This window comes from Stutzerimonas sp. R40042 (assembly GCF_026642215.1).
Taxonomy (GTDB): Bacteria; Pseudomonadota; Gammaproteobacteria; order Pseudomonadales; family Pseudomonadaceae; genus Stutzerimonas; species Stutzerimonas frequens.
In genome coordinates, this window is the sequence record NZ_CP113258.1 from 1022981 (window position 1) to 1041599 (window position 18619).

The 18619-nt window shown below is 64.0% G+C and carries 17 protein-coding genes; 7 read left to right on the forward strand and 10 right to left on the reverse strand.

Annotated features, from left to right (window positions below):
- Positions 1–119 precede the first annotated feature (119 nt).
- Complete coding sequence (locus OUY36_RS04755) at positions 120–2381, forward strand: TonB-dependent receptor (protein ID WP_267936981.1); 2262 nt, start codon at positions 120–122, stop codon at positions 2379–2381.
- A 58-nt stretch (positions 2382–2439) separates the two neighbouring features.
- Here the strand turns inward: OUY36_RS04755 and OUY36_RS04760 are convergent, their stop codons facing one another.
- The 6 genes from OUY36_RS04760 to OUY36_RS04785 form a co-directional block, all read right to left on the reverse strand.
- Positions 2440–3993: a sulfite reductase subunit alpha gene (locus OUY36_RS04760; protein WP_267936983.1), complete on the reverse strand. Its 1554-nt coding sequence runs from the start codon at positions 3991–3993 to the stop codon at positions 2440–2442.
- Positions 3994–4062: 69 nt separating this feature from the next.
- A complete protein-coding gene (locus OUY36_RS04765; protein WP_267936985.1) occupies positions 4063–4935 on the reverse strand; it encodes a DUF4198 domain-containing protein in 873 nt (290 codons plus the stop codon).
- 14 nt (positions 4936–4949) lie between these two features.
- Positions 4950–5459: a DUF2271 domain-containing protein gene (locus OUY36_RS04770; RefSeq protein WP_267936987.1), complete on the reverse strand. Its 510-nt coding sequence runs from the start codon at positions 5457–5459 to the stop codon at positions 4950–4952.
- 9 nt (positions 5460–5468) lie between these two features.
- Positions 5469–6062, reverse strand: coding sequence for a PepSY-associated TM helix domain-containing protein (locus OUY36_RS04775; protein ID WP_267936988.1), 594 nt, complete (start codon positions 6060–6062; stop codon positions 5469–5471).
- 155 nt (positions 6063–6217) lie between these two features.
- A complete protein-coding gene (locus OUY36_RS04780; RefSeq protein ID WP_267936989.1) occupies positions 6218–8422 on the reverse strand; it encodes a TonB-dependent receptor domain-containing protein in 2205 nt (734 codons plus the stop codon).
- Positions 8423–8600: 178 nt separating this feature from the next.
- Positions 8601–9305: an SIMPL domain-containing protein gene (locus OUY36_RS04785; protein WP_156244331.1), complete on the reverse strand. Its 705-nt coding sequence runs from the start codon at positions 9303–9305 to the stop codon at positions 8601–8603.
- 150 nt (positions 9306–9455) lie between these two features.
- On the opposite strand from OUY36_RS04785, the gene OUY36_RS04790 reads away from it, so the two are divergent.
- From OUY36_RS04790 to OUY36_RS04815, 6 genes are all read left to right on the forward strand, one after another.
- Positions 9456–10709 (forward strand): ATP-binding protein, encoded by a 1254-nt coding sequence (locus tag OUY36_RS04790; RefSeq protein WP_063544357.1) that lies wholly within the window; start codon positions 9456–9458, stop codon positions 10707–10709.
- A 33-nt stretch (positions 10710–10742) separates the two neighbouring features.
- On the forward strand, positions 10743–11303 hold the full coding sequence (locus OUY36_RS04795; RefSeq protein WP_014821408.1) for a response regulator transcription factor: 561 nt from the start codon (positions 10743–10745) through the stop codon (positions 11301–11303).
- Between the two features lie 126 nt (positions 11304–11429).
- Positions 11430–12371: an AEC family transporter gene (locus tag OUY36_RS04800; RefSeq protein ID WP_063544359.1), complete on the forward strand. Its 942-nt coding sequence runs from the start codon at positions 11430–11432 to the stop codon at positions 12369–12371.
- Between the two features lie 197 nt (positions 12372–12568).
- Positions 12569–13552 carry a M23 family metallopeptidase gene (locus OUY36_RS04805; protein ID WP_267936991.1) on the forward strand — a complete coding sequence of 328 codons (984 nt, stop codon included), beginning with the start codon at positions 12569–12571 and terminating at the stop codon, positions 13550–13552.
- Entirely contained in the window at positions 13533–13889 is a 357-nt protein-coding gene (locus OUY36_RS04810) for a hypothetical protein (RefSeq protein WP_267936992.1), read from the forward strand. The genes OUY36_RS04805 and OUY36_RS04810 overlap by 20 nt, the downstream gene beginning before the upstream one ends.
- Positions 13890–13905: 16 nt before the next feature.
- Positions 13906–14331: a bactofilin family protein gene (locus OUY36_RS04815; RefSeq protein ID WP_063544365.1), complete on the forward strand. Its 426-nt coding sequence runs from the start codon at positions 13906–13908 to the stop codon at positions 14329–14331.
- A gap of 40 nt (positions 14332–14371) precedes the next feature.
- Here the strand turns inward: OUY36_RS04815 and OUY36_RS04820 are convergent, their stop codons facing one another.
- The 4 genes from OUY36_RS04820 to gatB form a co-directional block, all read right to left on the reverse strand.
- The gene (locus tag OUY36_RS04820) at positions 14372–15457 is read right to left on the reverse strand and encodes a calcium/sodium antiporter (protein ID WP_125868255.1); all 1086 of its coding nucleotides are present in this window, start codon (positions 15455–15457) and stop codon (positions 14372–14374) included.
- A 37-nt stretch (positions 15458–15494) separates the two neighbouring features.
- Positions 15495–16580, reverse strand: coding sequence for a calcium/sodium antiporter (locus OUY36_RS04825; RefSeq protein WP_063544369.1), 1086 nt, complete (start codon positions 16578–16580; stop codon positions 15495–15497).
- A gap of 63 nt (positions 16581–16643) precedes the next feature.
- A complete protein-coding gene (locus OUY36_RS04830; protein WP_200594713.1) occupies positions 16644–17045 on the reverse strand; it encodes a septal ring lytic transglycosylase RlpA family protein in 402 nt (133 codons plus the stop codon).
- A 124-nt stretch (positions 17046–17169) separates the two neighbouring features.
- On the reverse strand, positions 17170–18615 hold the full coding sequence (gatB, locus tag OUY36_RS04835; RefSeq protein ID WP_267936993.1) for an Asp-tRNA(Asn)/Glu-tRNA(Gln) amidotransferase subunit GatB: 1446 nt from the start codon (positions 18613–18615) through the stop codon (positions 17170–17172).
- Between the last annotated feature and the right edge of the window lie 4 nt (positions 18616–18619).

Sequence of the window (18619 nt, forward strand, 5' to 3'; positions counted from 1 at the left end):
AAGGGCAAATGATATTAGTTTGCATTTGGGTGTTTCAGGATGCGACAGAATGTATCAGAATGCTACCTGCTAATAATAGCAATTCGCAGTTGCATCAACTTTCCAAGGATCCGCATTACATGTCGCGTCAGTCTCTAGAACTGGCCCAGCCACCTCGCGTGTTGGCTTCGGCTATTGGTGTTGCCCTAACCGCTTTCTCCGCCCCCTCCATCGCCCAGTCCGCGCCGGATATCACCGCTGCGCGCGGCGAAGCGCCGGTTGCGCTCGACGAAGTGACCGTGATCGGTGAGCAGGAGCAAAGCTACAAAGCCGATACCTCCGCTTCGAAGAAGTACACCGCGCCGCTGCGCGAGACACCCAAGTCGGTCACCGTGATCACCGACCAAGTGATCCGTGACACCGGTTCGCTGACGCTGGTCGATGCCTTGCGCACCACCTCCGGCATCACCTTCGGTGCGGGCGAGGGCGGTAACCCGGCGGGCGACCGGCCGATCATTCGCGGCTTCAACGCCGAGAGCGACACCTTCATCGATGGCCTGCGCGACGTGGGTTCGCAGACCCGCGAGATCTTCAACGTCGAAAGCATCGAGGTGAGCAAGGGGCCGGGGTCGGCCTACACTGGCGCGGGTTCCACGGGTGGCAGCCTGAATCTGATCAGCAAGACCGCCAAGCAGTACGACTTCGGCGACGCCAGCGTCACCCTCGGTTCGGACCAGACCCGCCGCTACACGCTGGACGTCAACCGCGTGCTGGGCCACAACGTTGCCGGGCGCCTGAACCTGATGAAGCACGAAGCCAACGTCGCCGGCCGCGATGGCGTTGACGTCAGTCGCTGGGGCGTGGCGCCGACCATCACCTTCGGCTTCGATACGCCGACCCGGGCGACGCTGTCCTACTACCATCTGGAAACCGATGACATGCCGGATTACGGCATTCCGCTGACTGTGGCCACACCGAGCAATCCGCGCCGCGAGCCGGTGAGCGTGGATCGCGATAACTTCTACGGGCTGGAGAGCCGCGACTTCCGCGAGAGCACCACGGATGCCGGCACGATTCGCCTGGAGCACGACCTGAACGAGAACCTGACCGTCTCCAACACCACGCGAATCGCCCGTACCACACTGGATTACATCGTCACCAACCCGGACGACTCGCGCGGCAACGTGCCCAACGGGCTGGTTTCGCGAGCAGCCAAGAGCCGCAATTCCAATACCCAGAGCTGGGTCAACCAGACTGACCTGACCGCGCGCTTCGATACCGGCGGCATCGAGCACACCCTGGTGACAGGCGTGGAAATCAGCGATGTTGGCGTGCACAACCGCCCATACGTCGTGACACAAGGGGTCGATGGTCGGGGTTGCTCGGCTGCCTCGCTGGCGTCTGGCGACTGCACCAGCCTGTACAACCCGAGTCCCAAGGATGCCTGGACAGGCAGCATTGCGCGTAGCACGGCGACGACCGATACCGACACCGAAACGCTGGCCGCCTTTGTCTTCGATACGCTTAAGTTCAATGAGCAGTGGTCGCTGAATATGGGATTGCGCTACGACGACTACGAAACGAGCCAGAAGGCCGTATCCACCGCTGGTGTGATAACCCGTCCGGAAAACAAGAGCCACTTCTGGAACTATCAGCTGGGTCTGGTCTTCAATCCGTTGCCCAATGGCAGCATCTATGCGGCCTGGTCGACCTCCAGCAATCCGTCCGGCGAGACTGGTGGCGAAGGCTCCGATGCACTCAGCGTGAACAACGAGGTTCTCGATCCGGAGCGCAATCGCAACTACGAGATCGGCACCAAGTGGGACTTCTTCGATGAGCGTCTGGGCTTGACCGCCGCGCTGTTCCGCACCGAGAAGACCAATGCGCGTGTGACCAACGCCAGCGGTTTTCAGGAAAGCATCGGTGAAACCCAGGTCGACGGCCTGGAACTGGGCGCCACCGGCCAGATCACCCGTAACTGGCAGGTGTTCGCCAGCTATACCTATCTGGACGCCGAGCTGGTCAAGTCCGGGGCCGCCAACATCGGTACGCGCGCGGCGCCGGTGTACGTGGAAGGGCTTTACGACGGCAACGAGGTGCCGAGCACGCCGAAGCACAGCTTCAGCTTCTGGAACACCTACAACCTGACCCAGGACCTGACCATCGGTGGCGGTGCGACTTACGTCGACTCCCGCTTCGGCGATGCGGCCAACAACATCGAGGTGCCTGAGTACTGGCGCTACGATGCGATGGCGGCCTATCGCGTGAACAAGAACCTGGACCTGCAGCTGAACGTGCAGAACCTGACCGACAAGCGCTATTTCGATCAGGTCTACGGCAGCCACTACGCCCATGTCGCAGCCGGTCGTACGGCGTTGCTGAGCACCAATTTCCACTTCTGATCCCGCTGTGAAAACGACAAAGGCCGCTCTTCGAAGCGGCCTTTGTCGTTAAGGGGCGTCAGTACAGGTCGCGGCGATAGCGCCCCTGTTCGCTCAGCTGTTCCAGTCGCGCCTGGCCGAGCAGGCCGAGCAGGATCTGCTGCACTTCCTGGCCCATACCTTCCAGGCTGCCACAGACATAGATCGCCGCGCCCTGATCGACCCAGTGGCGCAGGTCGTCGGCCCCATCCCGCAGGACGTGCTGCACATAGCGCTTCTCCGGCTGGTCGCGGGAGAACGCCAGGTCCAGCCGCTGCAGATGGCCGCTTTCATGCCACTGCGTTAATTCGTCCTGGAAGAGATAGTCATGCGCCGCGTTGCGCTCGCCGAACAGCAGCCAGTTGCGCGAGCCCGGATGTGCGGCACGTTCGCGCAAGTGCGCACGCAGTCCGGCGATGCCCGTGCCGTTGCCGATCAGGATGAGTGGCGTGGCGGCGTCCGGGCCGTGGAATGCCGGGTTGCTGCGGATGCGCAGATCGATCTCTTCGCCAATGGCCGCGTAGCGGCATAACCAGCCGGAACCGAGCCCGGGCGTGCCATCGGCGTGGGAGGCTTCACGCACCACCAGTTGCACGGCGCCGTCCGCAGGTATCGAGGCGATCGAGTATTCGCGATGCGGCAACAGCGGCAGGGCCAGCAACGCCTCGGTGTCGAGGCCGTGCAGGTCGCCAGTGGTGGGCAGGCGCCTTTTGGACAGCTGCGCGGCCAGGCTCTGGCCATCGAAAAACTCGTGCGGATCGAGGCCTGAATCGTGCAGCAAGGCTTCAATGCGGGCGGGCGCGTGGCGCGGGCCGACCTCGACGATATCGCCGGCGCGCCATGATGCCTGCTCGCTCGGCGGCGCAAGGGTCAGCAGTTGTACCGGCGCACCGGAGCTGCCGGGGTTGAGGCATTGCCGGCCGCTCAGGCGCCACGATTGATAGGGCACCGGCAGCCAGTCGCTGAAATTGCTGTCGCCGCTCAGGTGGGCCAGTTGATGTTGCCAGTGACGCAGCATACCAGGATCACCGCGCTCGGCTTCCAGCCGGTCGAACAACGGCAAGCCCCCCAGCTGGCGCAGACGCTCGTCGAGACGGCGGCCGAAGGCACAGAAATCCCGGTACTGGCGATCACCGAGGGCCAGTACGGCATATTCCAGCGATCGCGCATGAATGCCAGCGGCAGCGAGCCGCTGCTCGAAGCGGGCCGCATTGTCCGGCGCCTCGCCTTCGCCATAGGTGCTGACGACGAACAGGACGCGCGGGGCCGGCCAATCATTCGGGTCCAGCGCATTGAGTGGCAGCAGCAGCGTCTGCACGCCTGCGTCGCGCAGCTGTTCTGCGCTGCGTTCGGCGAAGCCCTGTGCCTGGCCGCCCTGGCTGGCGTAGGCGACCAGCAGCTGTGCCGGGCCATCTACCGCCACTCGCGGGCGCAGCCGCCCACGCCAGCAGTGCAGCGAAAGCGCGAGATACAGCGCGATCACCACTGCCGCGCTGACCTCCCGCGCCGGTTGCCACCAGAGCAGGCCGCTCGCGACGACGATACAGCTGTACAGCGGCCAGGCGCGCACGAGGGATAAGAAGGATGAGTGCAACGGAAGGCTCATCGATGAGGGGGATAAGGCAGGCCCGAGCCGTCATCACGGCTCGGGCCTTTCGGCGCGTCAGGGCGCCAGCACTTCCAGGGTTGCGCTGTAGCTGGCGCGGCGCTCGGTAGCCGGCTTGCTGACGCCCTTGTCGGTGGTCAGCTCGGCTTCCATCCAGTACATGCCCGCTTCTGGCCAGGTGATGCTGACCTTGCCGTCCTTGTCGGTTTTCGCCTTTATCTCGCCGAGCTCGTCGCGATAGCGGTTGCCGCCCGGAATCACGCTGATCTCGACATCGGCGGCCGGCTTGCCATCGAGCAGAAAGACGAACTCGGCGGCTTCGCCAGCGAACAGGTCGTTGGGGTGGGTGACGGGCTTGAGCTCCAGGCCCTGGCCGGTCGGGGAGAGCGCGTCGGTGGAAGGCGCACCGGAGGTGACGAACACTTCCATGCGGTTGCTGGTCTGGCTGACCTTGAGCCCTTCGGCCTTCGCCGGGACGTCCTTCGCGAAGCTTTCCGCGGTGCCCATCCAGCGGCGCGGCTGGCCGTTTTCCTTCCAGCTGGCGAACAGGCCATTGTTGGCCACGGCCAGCTTGTAGGTGCCCTTCTGGCTCAGCTGCACATCGAAGGTGCTGCGGTAGCGGCCGATGGCGCCGTTCTGTGCCGCGACCTTGGAACCATCCGGCGCAATGATCTGCAGTTCCGGCACCGGCCGGCGCATGCCCGGCGGGCCGCCTGCCGGCGCCTGGGCTGCCTCGCCGATGCCCTTGAGGCGCATCGGTACGTGTTCGAAGTAGAACAGATCGTTGGAAACGGCAGCGTCGACGGTGATCCAAGGCTCTTCGCCGGAGAGCACGGTAGCCGACGGCAGCATCCAGGCGCGGTGTGCCTGGGCCGACAGCGGCAGGCAGACGGCGAGCGCCAGGGTGGTCCATTTGATGACGGGTTTCATGGCGTGCTTCCTGTTCATGGGGTCAGCTTGAGGGTGATGGCGCCCAGCTCGCTCTTGCCCTGGGCTTGGTGTTCGGCGTTCTGCTGTGGTGGCCAGTTGAATGGAACGCGCAGCAGCTCGCGGCCGCCGACTTCTCGAGCGGCTTCGACCACCACGCGGTACTCGCCCGCTTCCAGCGTCTTGAACGGCGCCTGCTGGTCAGAGAACTGCAGGCTGTGACTTCCCACGGCACGGGTCGCACCGCTGACGCCATCGACCGGCATTTCCAGGCTGCGGCCGCTACGGCGCCACCACTGGCGCAGGTCCTTGAGCCATTTCTCGCCTTCCTTGTCCTTGAGCTTGGTGTCGTACCACACCGCCAGGTTGGCGACGTGGCTCTGGTCCGGGCGCTCCAGCCAGATGGCGACATACGGGCGGTGATACTCGGCGACATCCAGACGGGGGATTTCCACATCCAGCTGCAGGTCCGCCGCATACAGCGGAGCACTGAGCAGGGCGAGGGGCAACAACAGGCGTTTACGCATGAGCGTTCCTTAATGAATGAAGAGCAGCGCCAGCAGCAGTGGAATCACCAGCCCCAGGCCAACCAGGGGCCAGGTGCTGGGGCGGTTGCCGGCGTGGCGTTGCAGGAGCAGCAGGCCGGTGAGGCTGAACACCACACAGGCAACGGCGAAGAGGTCGATGAACCAGCTCCAGGCTTCGCCGCTGTGACGGCCCTTGTGCAGGTCGTTGAAGTAGGCGATCCAGCCGCGGTCGGTCGACTCGTACTCGAGTTCGCCGGTTTCGCTACTCAGGCTCAGCCAGGCATCTCCGCCGGGGCGGGGCAGGGCGACGTAGAGTTCGCCATCGCTCCATTCGGCTTCACGTCCGGTCAGGCGGATTTCCAGGGTCTGCTCCAGCCACTCGCGCAGTTCGGTGGGAAGGCCCGACTCAGGCACTTCGGCCTGCAGGGTGGCGAGCAGAGGGGCAGGAAGCTGCGCAGCGCGGCTTTGCACCTGCGGTTTGCTCTCTATCTGCCCGGCGTGATTCAGCGTGATGCCGGTGACCGCGAACAGCAGCATGCCAACCAGGCATAGCGCGGAGCTGATCCAGTGCCATTGGCGTAGGGTGCCGAGCCAGAAATACATGGGGGGCCTTGTCGTGCGGGAACGTGCGAATTCTAGGGCGACTGACGCGGTAATGCTAAAGATTTACAAACAGCATACATTCGCGTCTTTTCCGTTCCGGTGGGACGAGAAACAACAGAGCCGGGATGATCCCGGCTCGTCGTATCGCCTTCAGGTCAGAAGGTCAGGTTGGCTGACAGCCAGAGGCGGCGGCCCTCTTCCACGAGGCCGGTGGTGGCTGCGCCTGAGTGACTGTAGTCGGTGCCGTAGGCCGTGCCGTTTGCGCTTCCGCTGTTGGAGTAGGTGGTGTAGGCCTTGCCGTCGACGAAGTCCTTGTCGAAGAGGTTGTAGATCGTTGCGTTGAGCGTCAGGTTCTCCGTAGCCCGATACGACCCGCCCAGGTGAAACAGGGTGTAGGCCTTGGCGTTCTTGCCCAGCGTGTCGTAGATCGACTGACTGGTGGAATAGCTGCCGTTGGCGTTAGCGAGGTTCTCGTAGCTGGAGGTGAAGCGCGCGCGCTCGCCGCGATATTCGCTCTTCAGCCACAGGCCCAGGCGGTCGGTGGTCTGCCAGTCGAGTTTGGCGTTGGCCAGGTGCTCTGGCGTGTTGGTCAGCGGCTCTCCCTTGTTATCGCCGCTCTTCTGCTCGCTGTCGGTGTAGGTGTAGTTGGCGCTCAGCTTCCAGGCTGGCGCGAACTGCCAGCTGCCGGCCAGCTCCAGGCCACGGGTCACCGCTTCGTCGACATTGATCTGCTGCGAGCAGGTGCCGTTGGTGTTGCCTGCGCACAACGGACTGACGATCGGGTCGCCGCTGGCGATCTTGTCCTTGAACTTGTTATGGAACAGCGTGGCGTTGGCGCTGAAGCCGGTCAGGCTGTCGAAATAGGCGCCGAACTCGGTGCTGGTGGTGGTTTCGGGGTCCAGGTCGGGGTTGCCGATGGTGATGATGGTGCCCTGGCCGGTTACACCGTTGATGCCGCCATGCAGGTCGTTCAGGTCCGGCGTCTTGTAGCCTTTGCTGATGCCGCCCTTGAGGGTCCAGCTGTCAGTGGTGTTCCAGACTAGATAGGCGCGCGGACTGACATGTCCGCCAAAGGACTCGTGGTCGTCATAGCGGGCGCCGAGGGTCAGTGCCAGATCATCGCGCAGGCGCCACTCGTCCTCGGCAAACAGGGCCCACGTCTTCTGCTCGAACTCGGTCTGGGCGATGCCGTCGGTCATTTCCGCCTTCCACCACTGACCACCGACGGTGGCGATGTGCGATTCGCCGATTGGCGCGACCAGCTTGGTGTCGAAGACCAGGTTGGTGGTTTCCAGCTCGCGCGGATCGCCCCCGGTCGCGCCGGGTACTGCGGTGGGCGCGCCGATGGTGCCGGGGATCGTCCGGCCGATGGTTTCGGTGGTGTTGTGCATCAGGCTGGAATCCAGCGTGCCGAAACCGAGGCGACCGGTGTGGGTCAGGGCGATCTGCTCGCGCTCGAAGCGAAGTTCGTCGTCATAGCCGTTCGCGGCGGTAGCCGGTGCGGTACAAGCCCTGTTCAGACCATCGAGGGTGCCAAGCTGACACTCATCGTTGTTGTACACCTGGCGCCCACGTTCGACATCCAGGGACAGGTCATGGTCATCGTGCGGCGTGAGCGTCAGGCGCGCTCCGAGATTATGGGTGCGGCCGTCGACCGGAGAAGGGCCGCGTTTGCTCACCTCGACACCGTTGCCATAGGTCAGATCCGACTCCTGGCGGTCGAACAGGCTGCCGCGGACTTGCAGGCCGAGCAGGCCGTCGATCAGTGGGCCGCTGGCGTAGACGCTGGTGTTGCGGGTGTCGCCGAAGTCGCGGTCTTGTTGATAGGTGTAATCCTGGGTCAGCGAGCCGGTCCACTCCTTGCCCACCTTGCGCGTGATGATGTTGATCACCCCGCCCATGGCATCGGAGCCGTAAAGCGTCGACATCGGCCCTCGAATCACCTCGATGCGTTCGATGGCGGACAGCGGCGGCATGAAGCTGGTGGAGGTTTCGTTGAAACCGTTCGGCGTGACATTGCCTGCGGCGTTCTGCCGGCGGCCGTCGATGAGGATCAGCGTGTACTGGCTGGGCATGCCGCGAATGCTGATGTTCAGCCCGCCGGTTTTGCCGGTGCTCTGGCCGATATCTATGCCTTCCACGTCGCCCAAGGCCTGCGCCAGGTTGTTGTAGCGCTTCTGCTGCAGATCTTCACGGCTGATGACGCTGATGCTGGCCGGCGCTTCGGTGATCTTCTGTTCGAAGCCTGCGGCACTGACGACCGTGTCGTTGAGCGTGACGGGCGCGTTCTGGGCCAGGGCCGTCCAGCTGCAGCCGATCAGGGCGCAGGACAGGGCGGTACGTGCGAAGGGGATAGACATACGGGCTCCTTGTAGCCGTCTCGTTGGCGCCCGCATGATAATCATTCGTAAACGAGAATTTACGCTTTACTGCATTGGTTTCTCATTTGTGGTTTCGAATCGGTCGCCAGCCCTTGCATGGCGCGGGCTGGCCATTTGTAAGCAGATATTAAAAAGTGGTCCGAGTGGTCAGTTTCGGTCACGGCATCTGAACTTCGATGACGCCGTCGGCGTTGATCGTGACCTGACGAGTGCCGGCTTCGATCTCTGGTACTGGAGCCGACTCCATCATGTCCATCTTCATCGCGCTGCTCCGCATGACCGGCTGGAATCCGCCGCCGTTGAGGTTCAGGCTCACCAGCTTGTAACCGCTGCCGCCGAGCGCTTCGGTGGCGAGCTGGGCGCGAGCCTGGAAAGCCGCTACGGCGTCCTTGAGCAGGGCATCTTCGTTCTGCTTGCGGATCGGATCCGACACGCTGAAATGCATGCCGCCCATCTTCAGATTCTTCATCAATTCGGCGGTCAGCTTCGACAGGCTGGCGAAATCGCCGCTTTCCAGGCGAATCTCCGCACGCTCGCGCCAGCCGGTGATCTGCTGCCCCTTGTCGTCATAGACCGGATAGCTGTTGCGACTGCCCTGGCTGACGATCACATCTTTGTTCTGGCGAGCCGTCTGTATGGCCTGGTTCAGTGTGCGGGTCGTCTGTGCCGCGAGCTGGGCGGGATCGCTGTGCTGTGCCTCGCTGTACAGCGTGACGTGCATGCGGTCATGAGCGACTTCGCTGCTGACCTCTGCGCGCAGGGCAACCTGGTTGTAGCGCGGCTCGTCGGCCGTGGCGTTCAGGCTGGTAAAGCTTGCGACCAGCGCCAGCAGTGCGGCACTGCGCAGTGAGTAATGGGACATGACGGTTCCTCGCTGGAGCACCCGAACGGTGCGATAGCGTCGACTCTACCTGCGCTGGCGAAAGCGTGCAGCCGTCCATGCGGCGCGTTGCCGCATTTCGGCTGGGCGGGAGGCGCCTTGGTTATACTCCGCCGAATCGTTGGAGAGCCCATGTACGCATCCGTCCCGCTGCTGTCGGCCAGCCGGCAGAATCTTCGGCTTCTTACCCTTATCCGCATCGTCGTACTGGCTGCACAATCCGGTGCGGTCGGCGTCGCTTATGCCACTCAGCTGCTGAGCCTGCCTTGGCTGGCCCTGGGGATCACGCTTGCCGTTTCGGCCGTGCTCTGCCTGGGCACGGCGCTGCGACTGCGCGGCCCCTGGCCGGTCACCGAGCTCGAGTATGCGGTGCATCTGGGCTGCGACCTGCTGATTCACAGCGCCCTGCTGTACTACTCCGGTGGCTCGACCAACCCCTTCGTCTCCTATTACCTGGTCCCGCTGACCATCGCCGCCGCCACGCTGCCCTGGCTCTATTCCATCGTGCTCTCCGGCCTCGCGCTATTGGGCTACACGCTGATGCTGGTCTGGTACGACCCGCTGGCGCTGCCGCCGTTCGAGCGCGCCACACTGCAGGTCTACGGCATGTGGCTGAGCTTCGCCCTGGCAGCGGCGCTGATCACCTTCTTCGTCGCGCGCATGGCCGAGCAGCTGCGCCGTCAGGAACAGCAGCAAGCCCAGCGCCGCGAAGAGAGCATGCGTGACCAGCAGCTGCTGGCCGTGGCGACACAGGCTGCCGGTGCCGCCCACGAGCTGGGCACGCCGCTGGCGACCATGAGCGTGCTGCTCAAGGAGTTGCGCCAGGAGTACAAGGATCCGCAGCTGAACGAGGACCTCGGCCTGCTGCAATCGCAGGTTCAGCTCTGTAAGGAAAGCCTGCGCCAGCTGGTCCGTGCAGCCGAGGCCGACCGTCGTCAGGCAGTCGTCGAGCAGACGGCGCGCGAATGGGTCGATTCGGTCCTGCAGCGCTGGCACCTGATGCGCCCGGAGGCGACCTATCGTTTCCAGTGCGTGGGGCTGGGCAGCCCGCCACGCCTGATGCCGCCGGCAGACCTCAGTCAGTCGTTGCTCAACCTGTTGAACAATGCCACCGACGCCAGCCCCGAGGACCTGGATATCCGCCTGGACTGGGACGCGCAGTGGATCAAGCTGACCATCCGCGACCATGGCGCAGGCGTTCCCCTGGCCATCGCCGAACAGATCGGGCGGCCGTTCATCACCACCAAGGGCAAGGGCTTCGGCCTAGGCCTGTTTCTCAGTCAGGCCAGCGTGACGCGCGCTGGCGGCACAGTGAAGCTCTACAATCACGAAGAAGGTGGCACACTGACCGAGTTGCGCCTGCCGCATGGTTCGGTGCGCGCCTGATCCTGATCGTGTCCAATGCGAGGAAATGCACAGATGACCGACGAATTGCAGCAAGAGGGCGAAGAACAACCTCATCTGCTGTTGGTGGATGACGACCCCACCTTCACCCGGGTAATGGCTCGCGCCATGAGCCGCCGCGGACTGCAGGTCAGCATCGCCGGTTCGGCCGAGGAAGGGCTGGCCCTGGCCAAGCAGGACATCCCCGACTATGCGGTGCTCGACCTGAAAATGGAGGGCGATTCCGGCCTGGTGCTGCTACCCAAGCTGCTCGAGCTGGACCCGGAAATGCGTGTGCTGATTCTTACCGGCTACTCCAGCATCGCCACCGCGGTGGAGGCGATCAAGCGCGGCGCCTGCAACTACCTGTGCAAGCCAGCCGACGCAGACGATGTGCTGGCCGCGCTGCTTTCCCAGCATGCCGACCTGGACAGCCTGGTTCCGGAAAACCCCATGTCGGTCGACCGCCTGCAATGGGAGCACATTCAGCGCGTACTCAGTGAGCACGACGGCAACATCTCCGCGACCGCGCGTGCGCTGGGCATGCACCGTCGGACCCTGCAGCGCAAACTGCAGAAAAGACCGGTTCGGCGCTGAGCCGGAGCCGATAGCGCGAGCCGGGCGTGGCCGCCCGGCCGTTGGTAGAGGCTTGGGGGATACGCCGGTCGAGCCCTCGCGGTGTGCTTGCTTTATGCTTGCGCTTTCGTTGTTGCAGGCGCCTTCATGCTCCCCCTCATTCTGCAGACCCTGAGCGTCACCGCTCCGGTGTTCGCGATGCTCTTTCTCGGCGTTGCGCTCAATCGCCTGGGCTGGATCGACGCAGCTTTCGTGCATACCGCCTCGGCACTGGTGTTCAGGGGCACCATGCCGACGCTGCTGTTCATCTCGATTATCAAGGCCGATCTGAACGCGGCGCTGCAGCCCGCACTGCTGCTCTATTTCGTCGGGGCCACGATCGTCACCTTCGGCCTGGCCTGGAGCTGGGCCCTCTGGCGCTGCCCGGCAGCCGACCGGGGTGTATACGTGCAGGGCGCGTTCCGCGGTAACAATGGAATCGTCGGGCTCGCGCTAGCCAGCAGCCTGTACGGAGACTACGGGCTCTCCCTCGGCGGCGTGCTGGCCGGAGTGGTGATCCTCGTCTACAACAGCCTGTCGGCGGTGGTGCTGGCCATCTACAGTCCGGGCGGGCGGGTCGGAGCAAGGGACATCCTGCTCAGCATCCTGCGTAATCCCCTGATCATAGGTGTCCTGGCCGCGGTACCGTTCGCCTACTGGCAGGTCGCGTTGCCGGGCTGGCTGATGACGTCCGGGCAATACTTCGCGCAGATGACGCTCCCGCTTGCTTTGATCTGCATCGGCGCGACGCTGACCCTGGACGTGTTGCGCCAGAGCAGCGGCAGCGCGCTGAGTTCGAGCCTGATGAAGATGGTCTGGCTGCCGGCGGTCGCGACACTCGGCGCCTGGGCCTTCGGCTTTCGCGGGGCCGAGCTGGGCATTCTGTTTCTCTATTTCGCCAGCCCGACCGCTGCCGCGAGCTTCGTCATGGCGCGCGCGGTCAATTCCAATCATCAGCTGGCGGCGGCCATCATCGTCATCACCACGTTGATGGCGGCCCTGAGCATCAACCTCGGGCTGTTTCTGCTGCGCTGGCTGGGCTGGATCTAGCATGGCGCCGGACGTCCTGCACCACGGTGCTGCCGTCCGTCGCTAATGTGACGGATATCGGCTTTTCGCGTGTGGCTGGCGCAGTGAACGCCGTAATCGGTCATCAGGCCTCAGAAAAAAAAGCCCGTTTGCGTCAAATTGTCCCGATCGATCAACGGCTTGCCTGACAGGGGCCGTTCAGCGCTTCGGAAACTGCCATGTCCTTCTTCAAACCTTCGAACCGCTCGTTGACGCGGGACGGTATACGTATTGTCAGTCCACGCCGACTACTGACCCCTGGGCTCGCATTGTTGCTGACTCTGAGTGCTGGTGGATTCGCCAGTGGCGTCTGGGTAGGACTCGAGCTGAGGGCACAACCAGCCGTGCAGGTGGCGGATGAAGCTGTGCTTGGCAACGAAGGACAGTTCGCCATTGCCCGCGTCGGTGAGGTCGTCGGGCGGCTGAAGTCGCTGGAGTCCGATCTGCTTGCCCTACAGCGATTGATGGACGAGCAGCGCGCGCTGCAGGCCCAGCTGTCTGCGCTCGATCCTGCACTGCTACCGGTGCTTGTGCCGGAACGCGAGAAGCAACCGCGCAATACAGGGCAGGGTGGTATGTTGCTTCCCCCGCTCGGCTGCTCGGCAACCATGCAAGAGCTTCCCGGCGTGACGCTGACCGACTTGGCGCACACTGAGGCCTCGGCGCGCTGCATGCGGATCATGCTCGATGCGCTGTTGCAGCGTGCGGCCGAGCGCAACGCCGCGTTGATGGCCATTCCCTCTCGCCGTCCGGTAGGCGAAGCTCGCCTGGGCTCCGCCTTCGGCAATCGCATCGATCCCTTCCGCAAGACGCTGGCGTTCCATTCCGGTGTGGACTTCGCCCTGAAGTCCGGTTCCGATGTCGTCGCGGCGGCAGGCGGCCGGGTGCGCTTCGCGGGTTACCGCGGCGCCTACGGCAAGCTGGTGGAAATCGATCATGGCAACCGCTTGGTAAGTCGCTATGCGCATCTGTCGCGGCTCGATGTGCAACAAGGCGAGGTGGTCACCCCGGCGCAACGCATCGGAGCGGTCGGCTCCACCGGCCGCTCCACCGGCCCGCACCTGCATTTCGAAGTGCTGCACAAGGGGCGCTTCGTCGACCCGCAACGCTTCCTGGCCTTGAACGATCTGGAGCGCGTCGGCGATGGTCTGGCTGACGACTAGACGACCCACGACTCGCGAGCTGGTCCGCGCCGAGCACCGGCCACGGGCTGCGGCGGCCGGCGGCGTCGGTCGCTGGTGCATGCTCGCACTGCTATGCGTGATCGGTGCCCTGGTTTATCTGCGTGGCCACGAGCACGCGGTCCATGCACAGCGAATCGCTGAATTGCGGGGGCAGAGCGAAGCGCTCAACGCTGCGCTCGAGCGCAGCCGGCTGCAGCGCCAGGAAACCCAGGCCACCGAAGAGCAGTTGCTAAAGCGTATTGCCACGCTGTCAGCGCAGGTCGAGCGCCTGCACACCGAGCTGGCCTTCTTCCGGCAGCAGAAAAAGGCTCGTTAACCCTTTGGAGCAAGCGATGTTCAGCAAGAAGAAACCGGTGGCTCGCGTCACCATCGACCAGTTTTCCAGCCTGATCTCCGGCAACCTGACAGTGGCGGGGGACGTGACGTTCGAAGACGGCCTGAAGGTGAGTGGCGAAGTGCGCGGCAATGTCCGTCACAAGCCGGGCTCGCACAGTCTGCTCGCGCTCAGTGCCGAAGGGCGGATCGAGGGTAATGTCAGCAGCCATGATGCGTTGATCGACGGTACCATCGTCGGCGATCTGACCGTGGAGCATCTACTTGAACTGCACTCCAACGCCCGGGTGCAGGGCAACATTCGCTATCGCCAGTTGAGCATGGAAAATGGCGCGGTGGTCGATGGAACGCTGAGTCGGATGGGGGACGAGGAAGAATCGGCGCAGGTCTTCGAGCTGCCGCGCCCGCAGCAGCGTGAAGGCTGAGCGATGAGCGCGCGGATCTGCGCGCCCGTCGCCTCGCCGCTTAGCGCTGGGTTTTCCAGGCGCGGCCCGCGATGACCAGCAGGGTGATGGCGGTCAACGGCAGGGCATAGCCGATCATCGCATCACCAAAGGTTTCGGCGAATGGCCGACCGGTGCTGGTCAGCACCAGGTACAGCGTGTACGCCACGTAGTAGGCCAGAAACAGCGCGCCTTCCCAGCGCTTGATGCAGTAGCCGGCGAAGAAGATCGGTAGGCAGGCCACAGCGACTGCGATCATCACTGGGAAGTCGAAGGCCAGTGCGTTCGACGACACCCCGATCGCCTGCGGCGAAACCAGCGAGGCCAGGCCGAGCACGCAGAGCAGGTTGAAGATGTTGCTGCCGACGATGTTGCCCACAGCGATGTCACGCTCGCCGCGGAAGGCTGCCATGATCGAGGTGGCTAGCTCCGGCAGCGAGGTGCCGATGGCGATCACAGTGAGGCCGATTACCAGTTCCGACAGGCCGAGGGCGCGAGCCAGGGCCACCGCGCCCTCGACCAGAAAATTGGACCCAACAACCAGCAGCACCAATCCGCCAAGCACCAGCCCGGCATTGATCAGGCCGGCATGAGGCTTGGCCGGCTCGTCCAGGCCGAACTCCTTGGCGAACTCGTCGTCGGCACCGGCTGCATTTTCGCGGCGACTGCTGATGACCAGAAAGAGGGTGTAGATCACCACGGCGCTGAACAGGATGGCGCCGTCGATACGGCTGAGCTGGCCATCCCAGGCCAGGCCGAAGGTGACCAGGCTGGCGCCGATCATGATCGGTACGTCGAGGCGGATCAGCTGGCGCGACACCACCAGCGGGGCGACCAGGGCGGTCATGCCGAGGATCAGCAGCACGTTGGCGATATTGCTGCCGACCACGTTGCCGATGGCGATATCGCCGCTGCCGTTGAGCGAAGCCTGCACACTTACCGCGGTTTCCGGGGCGCTGGTGCCGAAGGCGACCACGGTCAGGCCGATGACCAGCGGCGAAATGCCAAACTGGGCGGCGAGCTTGGCGGCGCCGCGAACCAGCACCTCGGCGCCGGCAACGAGCAGCACCAGGCCGGCAATGAGGTAGACAAAGGTCATCAGGGTCACGATAGAGGGCTCCGCAAGAGGCTGAAGAATCGGGGGATCAACGCTGGCGTTGCCAGGCGCGCAGGAAGATCACCAAAAGCGTCACGGCCGTCAAGGGGAAGGCGAACCAGAGCATCGCATCGCGGAGCAGGTCAATGGCGCCGAGGCCGGTCGCGAACATCACCAGATAGAGGGTGTAGGCCAGGTAATAGGCGAAGAACAGCAGGCCTTCCCAGCGGCGTATGCAATATCCGGAAAAGAAAATCGGCAGGCAGGCGACGAACACCGCCAGCATCACCGGGAAGTCGAACGATTGCGCGTTCGGCGATATCGACAGGCCCTCGGCCGACACCGCGGCGCCAGCGCCGAGCACCAGCAACAGGTTGAATATGCAGCTGCCGACCACGTTGCCCACCGCGATGTCGCGCTCGCCCTTGATTACCGCGAGCACCGAGGTGGCTAGCTCCGGCATCGAGGTTCCGACCGCGACCACGGTCAGGCCGATGATCAGTTCCGACAGGCCCAGCGCCCGCGCCAGATCGACCGCCCCTTCGATGAGTAGATTCGAACCGCCGACCAGCAGGCCGAGGCCGAGCAGGATCAGTAGAAGCTGCCACACCCAGGCGAAGGGCTTGTCGCTATCGCCGGGGCCGAACTCGGTGGCGAACTCATCCACCCCCGCCACGGCTTTTTCCTTTTGACTGGCGATGACCAGAAACACCGTATAGCCCACCAGGGCGGCCAGCAGCACGGCGCCATCCAGCCGACTGATGCTGCCGTTCCAGGCCAGTGCGTAGCAGAGCAGCCCGGCACCGATCATCACCGGCACGTCCAGGCGGATCAGCTGGCGAGACACCAGCAGCGGTGCGATGAGCGCCGAGAGGCCGAGGATCAACAGGATGTTGGCGATATTGCTGCCGATCACGTTGCCCACCGCGATGTCGCCGCTGCCGCCCAGGGAGGCCTGCACGCTGACCGCCGTTTCCGGTGCGCTGGTGCCGAAGGCGACGACGGTCAGGCCGATGATCAGCGGTGGAATGCCAAAGCGGCTGGCCAGCCGGGCGGCGCCGCGGACCAGGGCTTCGGCGCCGACGACGAGCAGCACCAGGCCGCCGATGAGATAGGCGAAGGTGATCAGCGACATGCTGCCGCTCCAGTCGCAATGAGGTCGTTCGCAGGCGTCATGCAGTCTCGGTATTGGCTTGGTTCATGGGAGGGTTTCGATGCGGACGCGGACCACGCCACGCTCCAGCATGTCCAGTTGCGCAGCCGCGGCGCGGGACACATCGATGATGCGGCCACGACGAAATGGTCCGCGGTCGTTGATGCGCACGATCACTTGCTTGCCGTTCTGCTGGTTGGTCACCCGCACGCGCGTGCCGAACGGCAGGCTGCGATGGGCTGCGACCAGTGCGTTCTGGTCGTGCGTTTCGCCATTGGCCGTGCGCTGCCCGTGGTGCATGCGCGCGTAATAGGACGCCTTGCCGCTCTGGGTGAAGCGTTCCTGGGTGGTGGCTGGTGCTTGCGGTGGCTGCGTTGGCTGGCGTTCGGCGCAGCCCGCGGTCAGCAGAATCAGTGTCAGCAGGGTTACGAGGCGAGGCATTCGCATGAAATGTCCTTCCGTTGGGCAATCGCTTGGACGACAACCCGCGGCAGGCATGGCGAAGTACTGGCGGTGCCGGAAGCGATCATGGGGCATTGCGCGGCTCGACCGCGCAGTGCCATGGCTCAGCTTAGCCTTCGAGTTTCTTCTTCAGCAGTTGGTTCACCTGGCCGGGGTTGGCCTTGCCTTTGGAAGCCTTCATCGCCTGGCCGACGAAGAAGCCGAACATCTTGCCGCGCTTGGCTTCGTCGCTGGCGCGGTACTGTTCGACCTGCTCGGCGTTGGCCGCCAGCATCTCGTCGAGCATCGCTTCGATGGCGCCGGAGTCGGTGACCTGCTTCAAGCCCTTGTTCTCGATGATCTCATCGGCCGAACCTTCGCCGGCGGCCATGGCCTCGAAGACCATCTTGGCGATCTTGCCGCTGATGGTGTTGTCCTTGATGCGCAGGATCATGCCGCCCAACTGCTCGGCGGTTACCGGTGATTGCTCGATGTCCAGGCCGTCCTTGTTGAGCAGGCTGGACAGCTCGCCCATTACCCAGTTGGCGGCCAGCTTGGCATCGCCGCAGGTGGCATTGACCTGTTCAAAGTAGTCGGCCATCTCGCGACTGGCGGCCAGCACCGTGGCGTCATAGGCCGACAGGCCGAACTCGCGCTCGAAGCGTTCGCGCTTCTGCACCGGCAGCTCCGGCAGGCTGGCGCGAACCTCGTCGAGGAAGCTTTGCTCGATCACCACCGGCAGCAGGTCGGGGCAGGGGAAGTAGCGGTAGTCGTTGGCTTCTTCCTTGCTGCGCATGGAGCGCGTCTCGTCCTTGTTCGGGTCGTACAGGCGGGTTTCCTGCACCACCTTGCCGCCGTCCTCGATCAGTTCGATCTGCCGCTGCACTTCGTGGTTGATCGCCTTCTCGATAAAGCGGAAGGAGTTGACGTTCTTGATCTCGGCGCGGGTGCCGAACTCGGCCTGGCCCTTGGGCCGCACGGAAACGTTGCAGTCGCAGCGCAGCGAGCCTTCGGCCATGTTGCCGTCGCAGATGCCGAGGTAGCGCACCAGCGCGTGGATCGCCTTGACGTAGGCGACCGCTTCCTTGGCGCTGCGGATGTCCGGCTCGGAAACGATCTCCAGCAGCGGGGTGCCGGCGCGGTTCAGGTCGATGCCGCTCATGCCGTGGAAGTCTTCGTGCAGGCTCTTGCCGGCGTCCTCTTCCAGGTGCGCGCGGGTGATACCGATGCGCCGCGTGCTGCCATCTTCCAGGGTGATGTCCAGGTGGCCCTTGCCGACGATGGGATGATCCATCTGGCTGGTCTGGTAGCCCTTGGGAAGGTCAGGGTAGAAGTAGTTCTTGCGGGCGAAGACGTTCTTCGGCGCGATCTCGGCGTCGATGGCCAGGCCGAACTTGCAGGCCATGCGCACGGCTTCGGCATTGAGCACCGGTAGGGTGCCGGGCATGCCGAGGTCGACCAGGCTGGCCTGGGTATTGGGCTCGGCGCCGAAGGTGGTGGCGCTGCCGGAAAAGATCTTCGACTGGGTCGCGAGCTGTGCGTGAATCTCCAGCCCGATCACGGTTTCCCATTGCATCTTC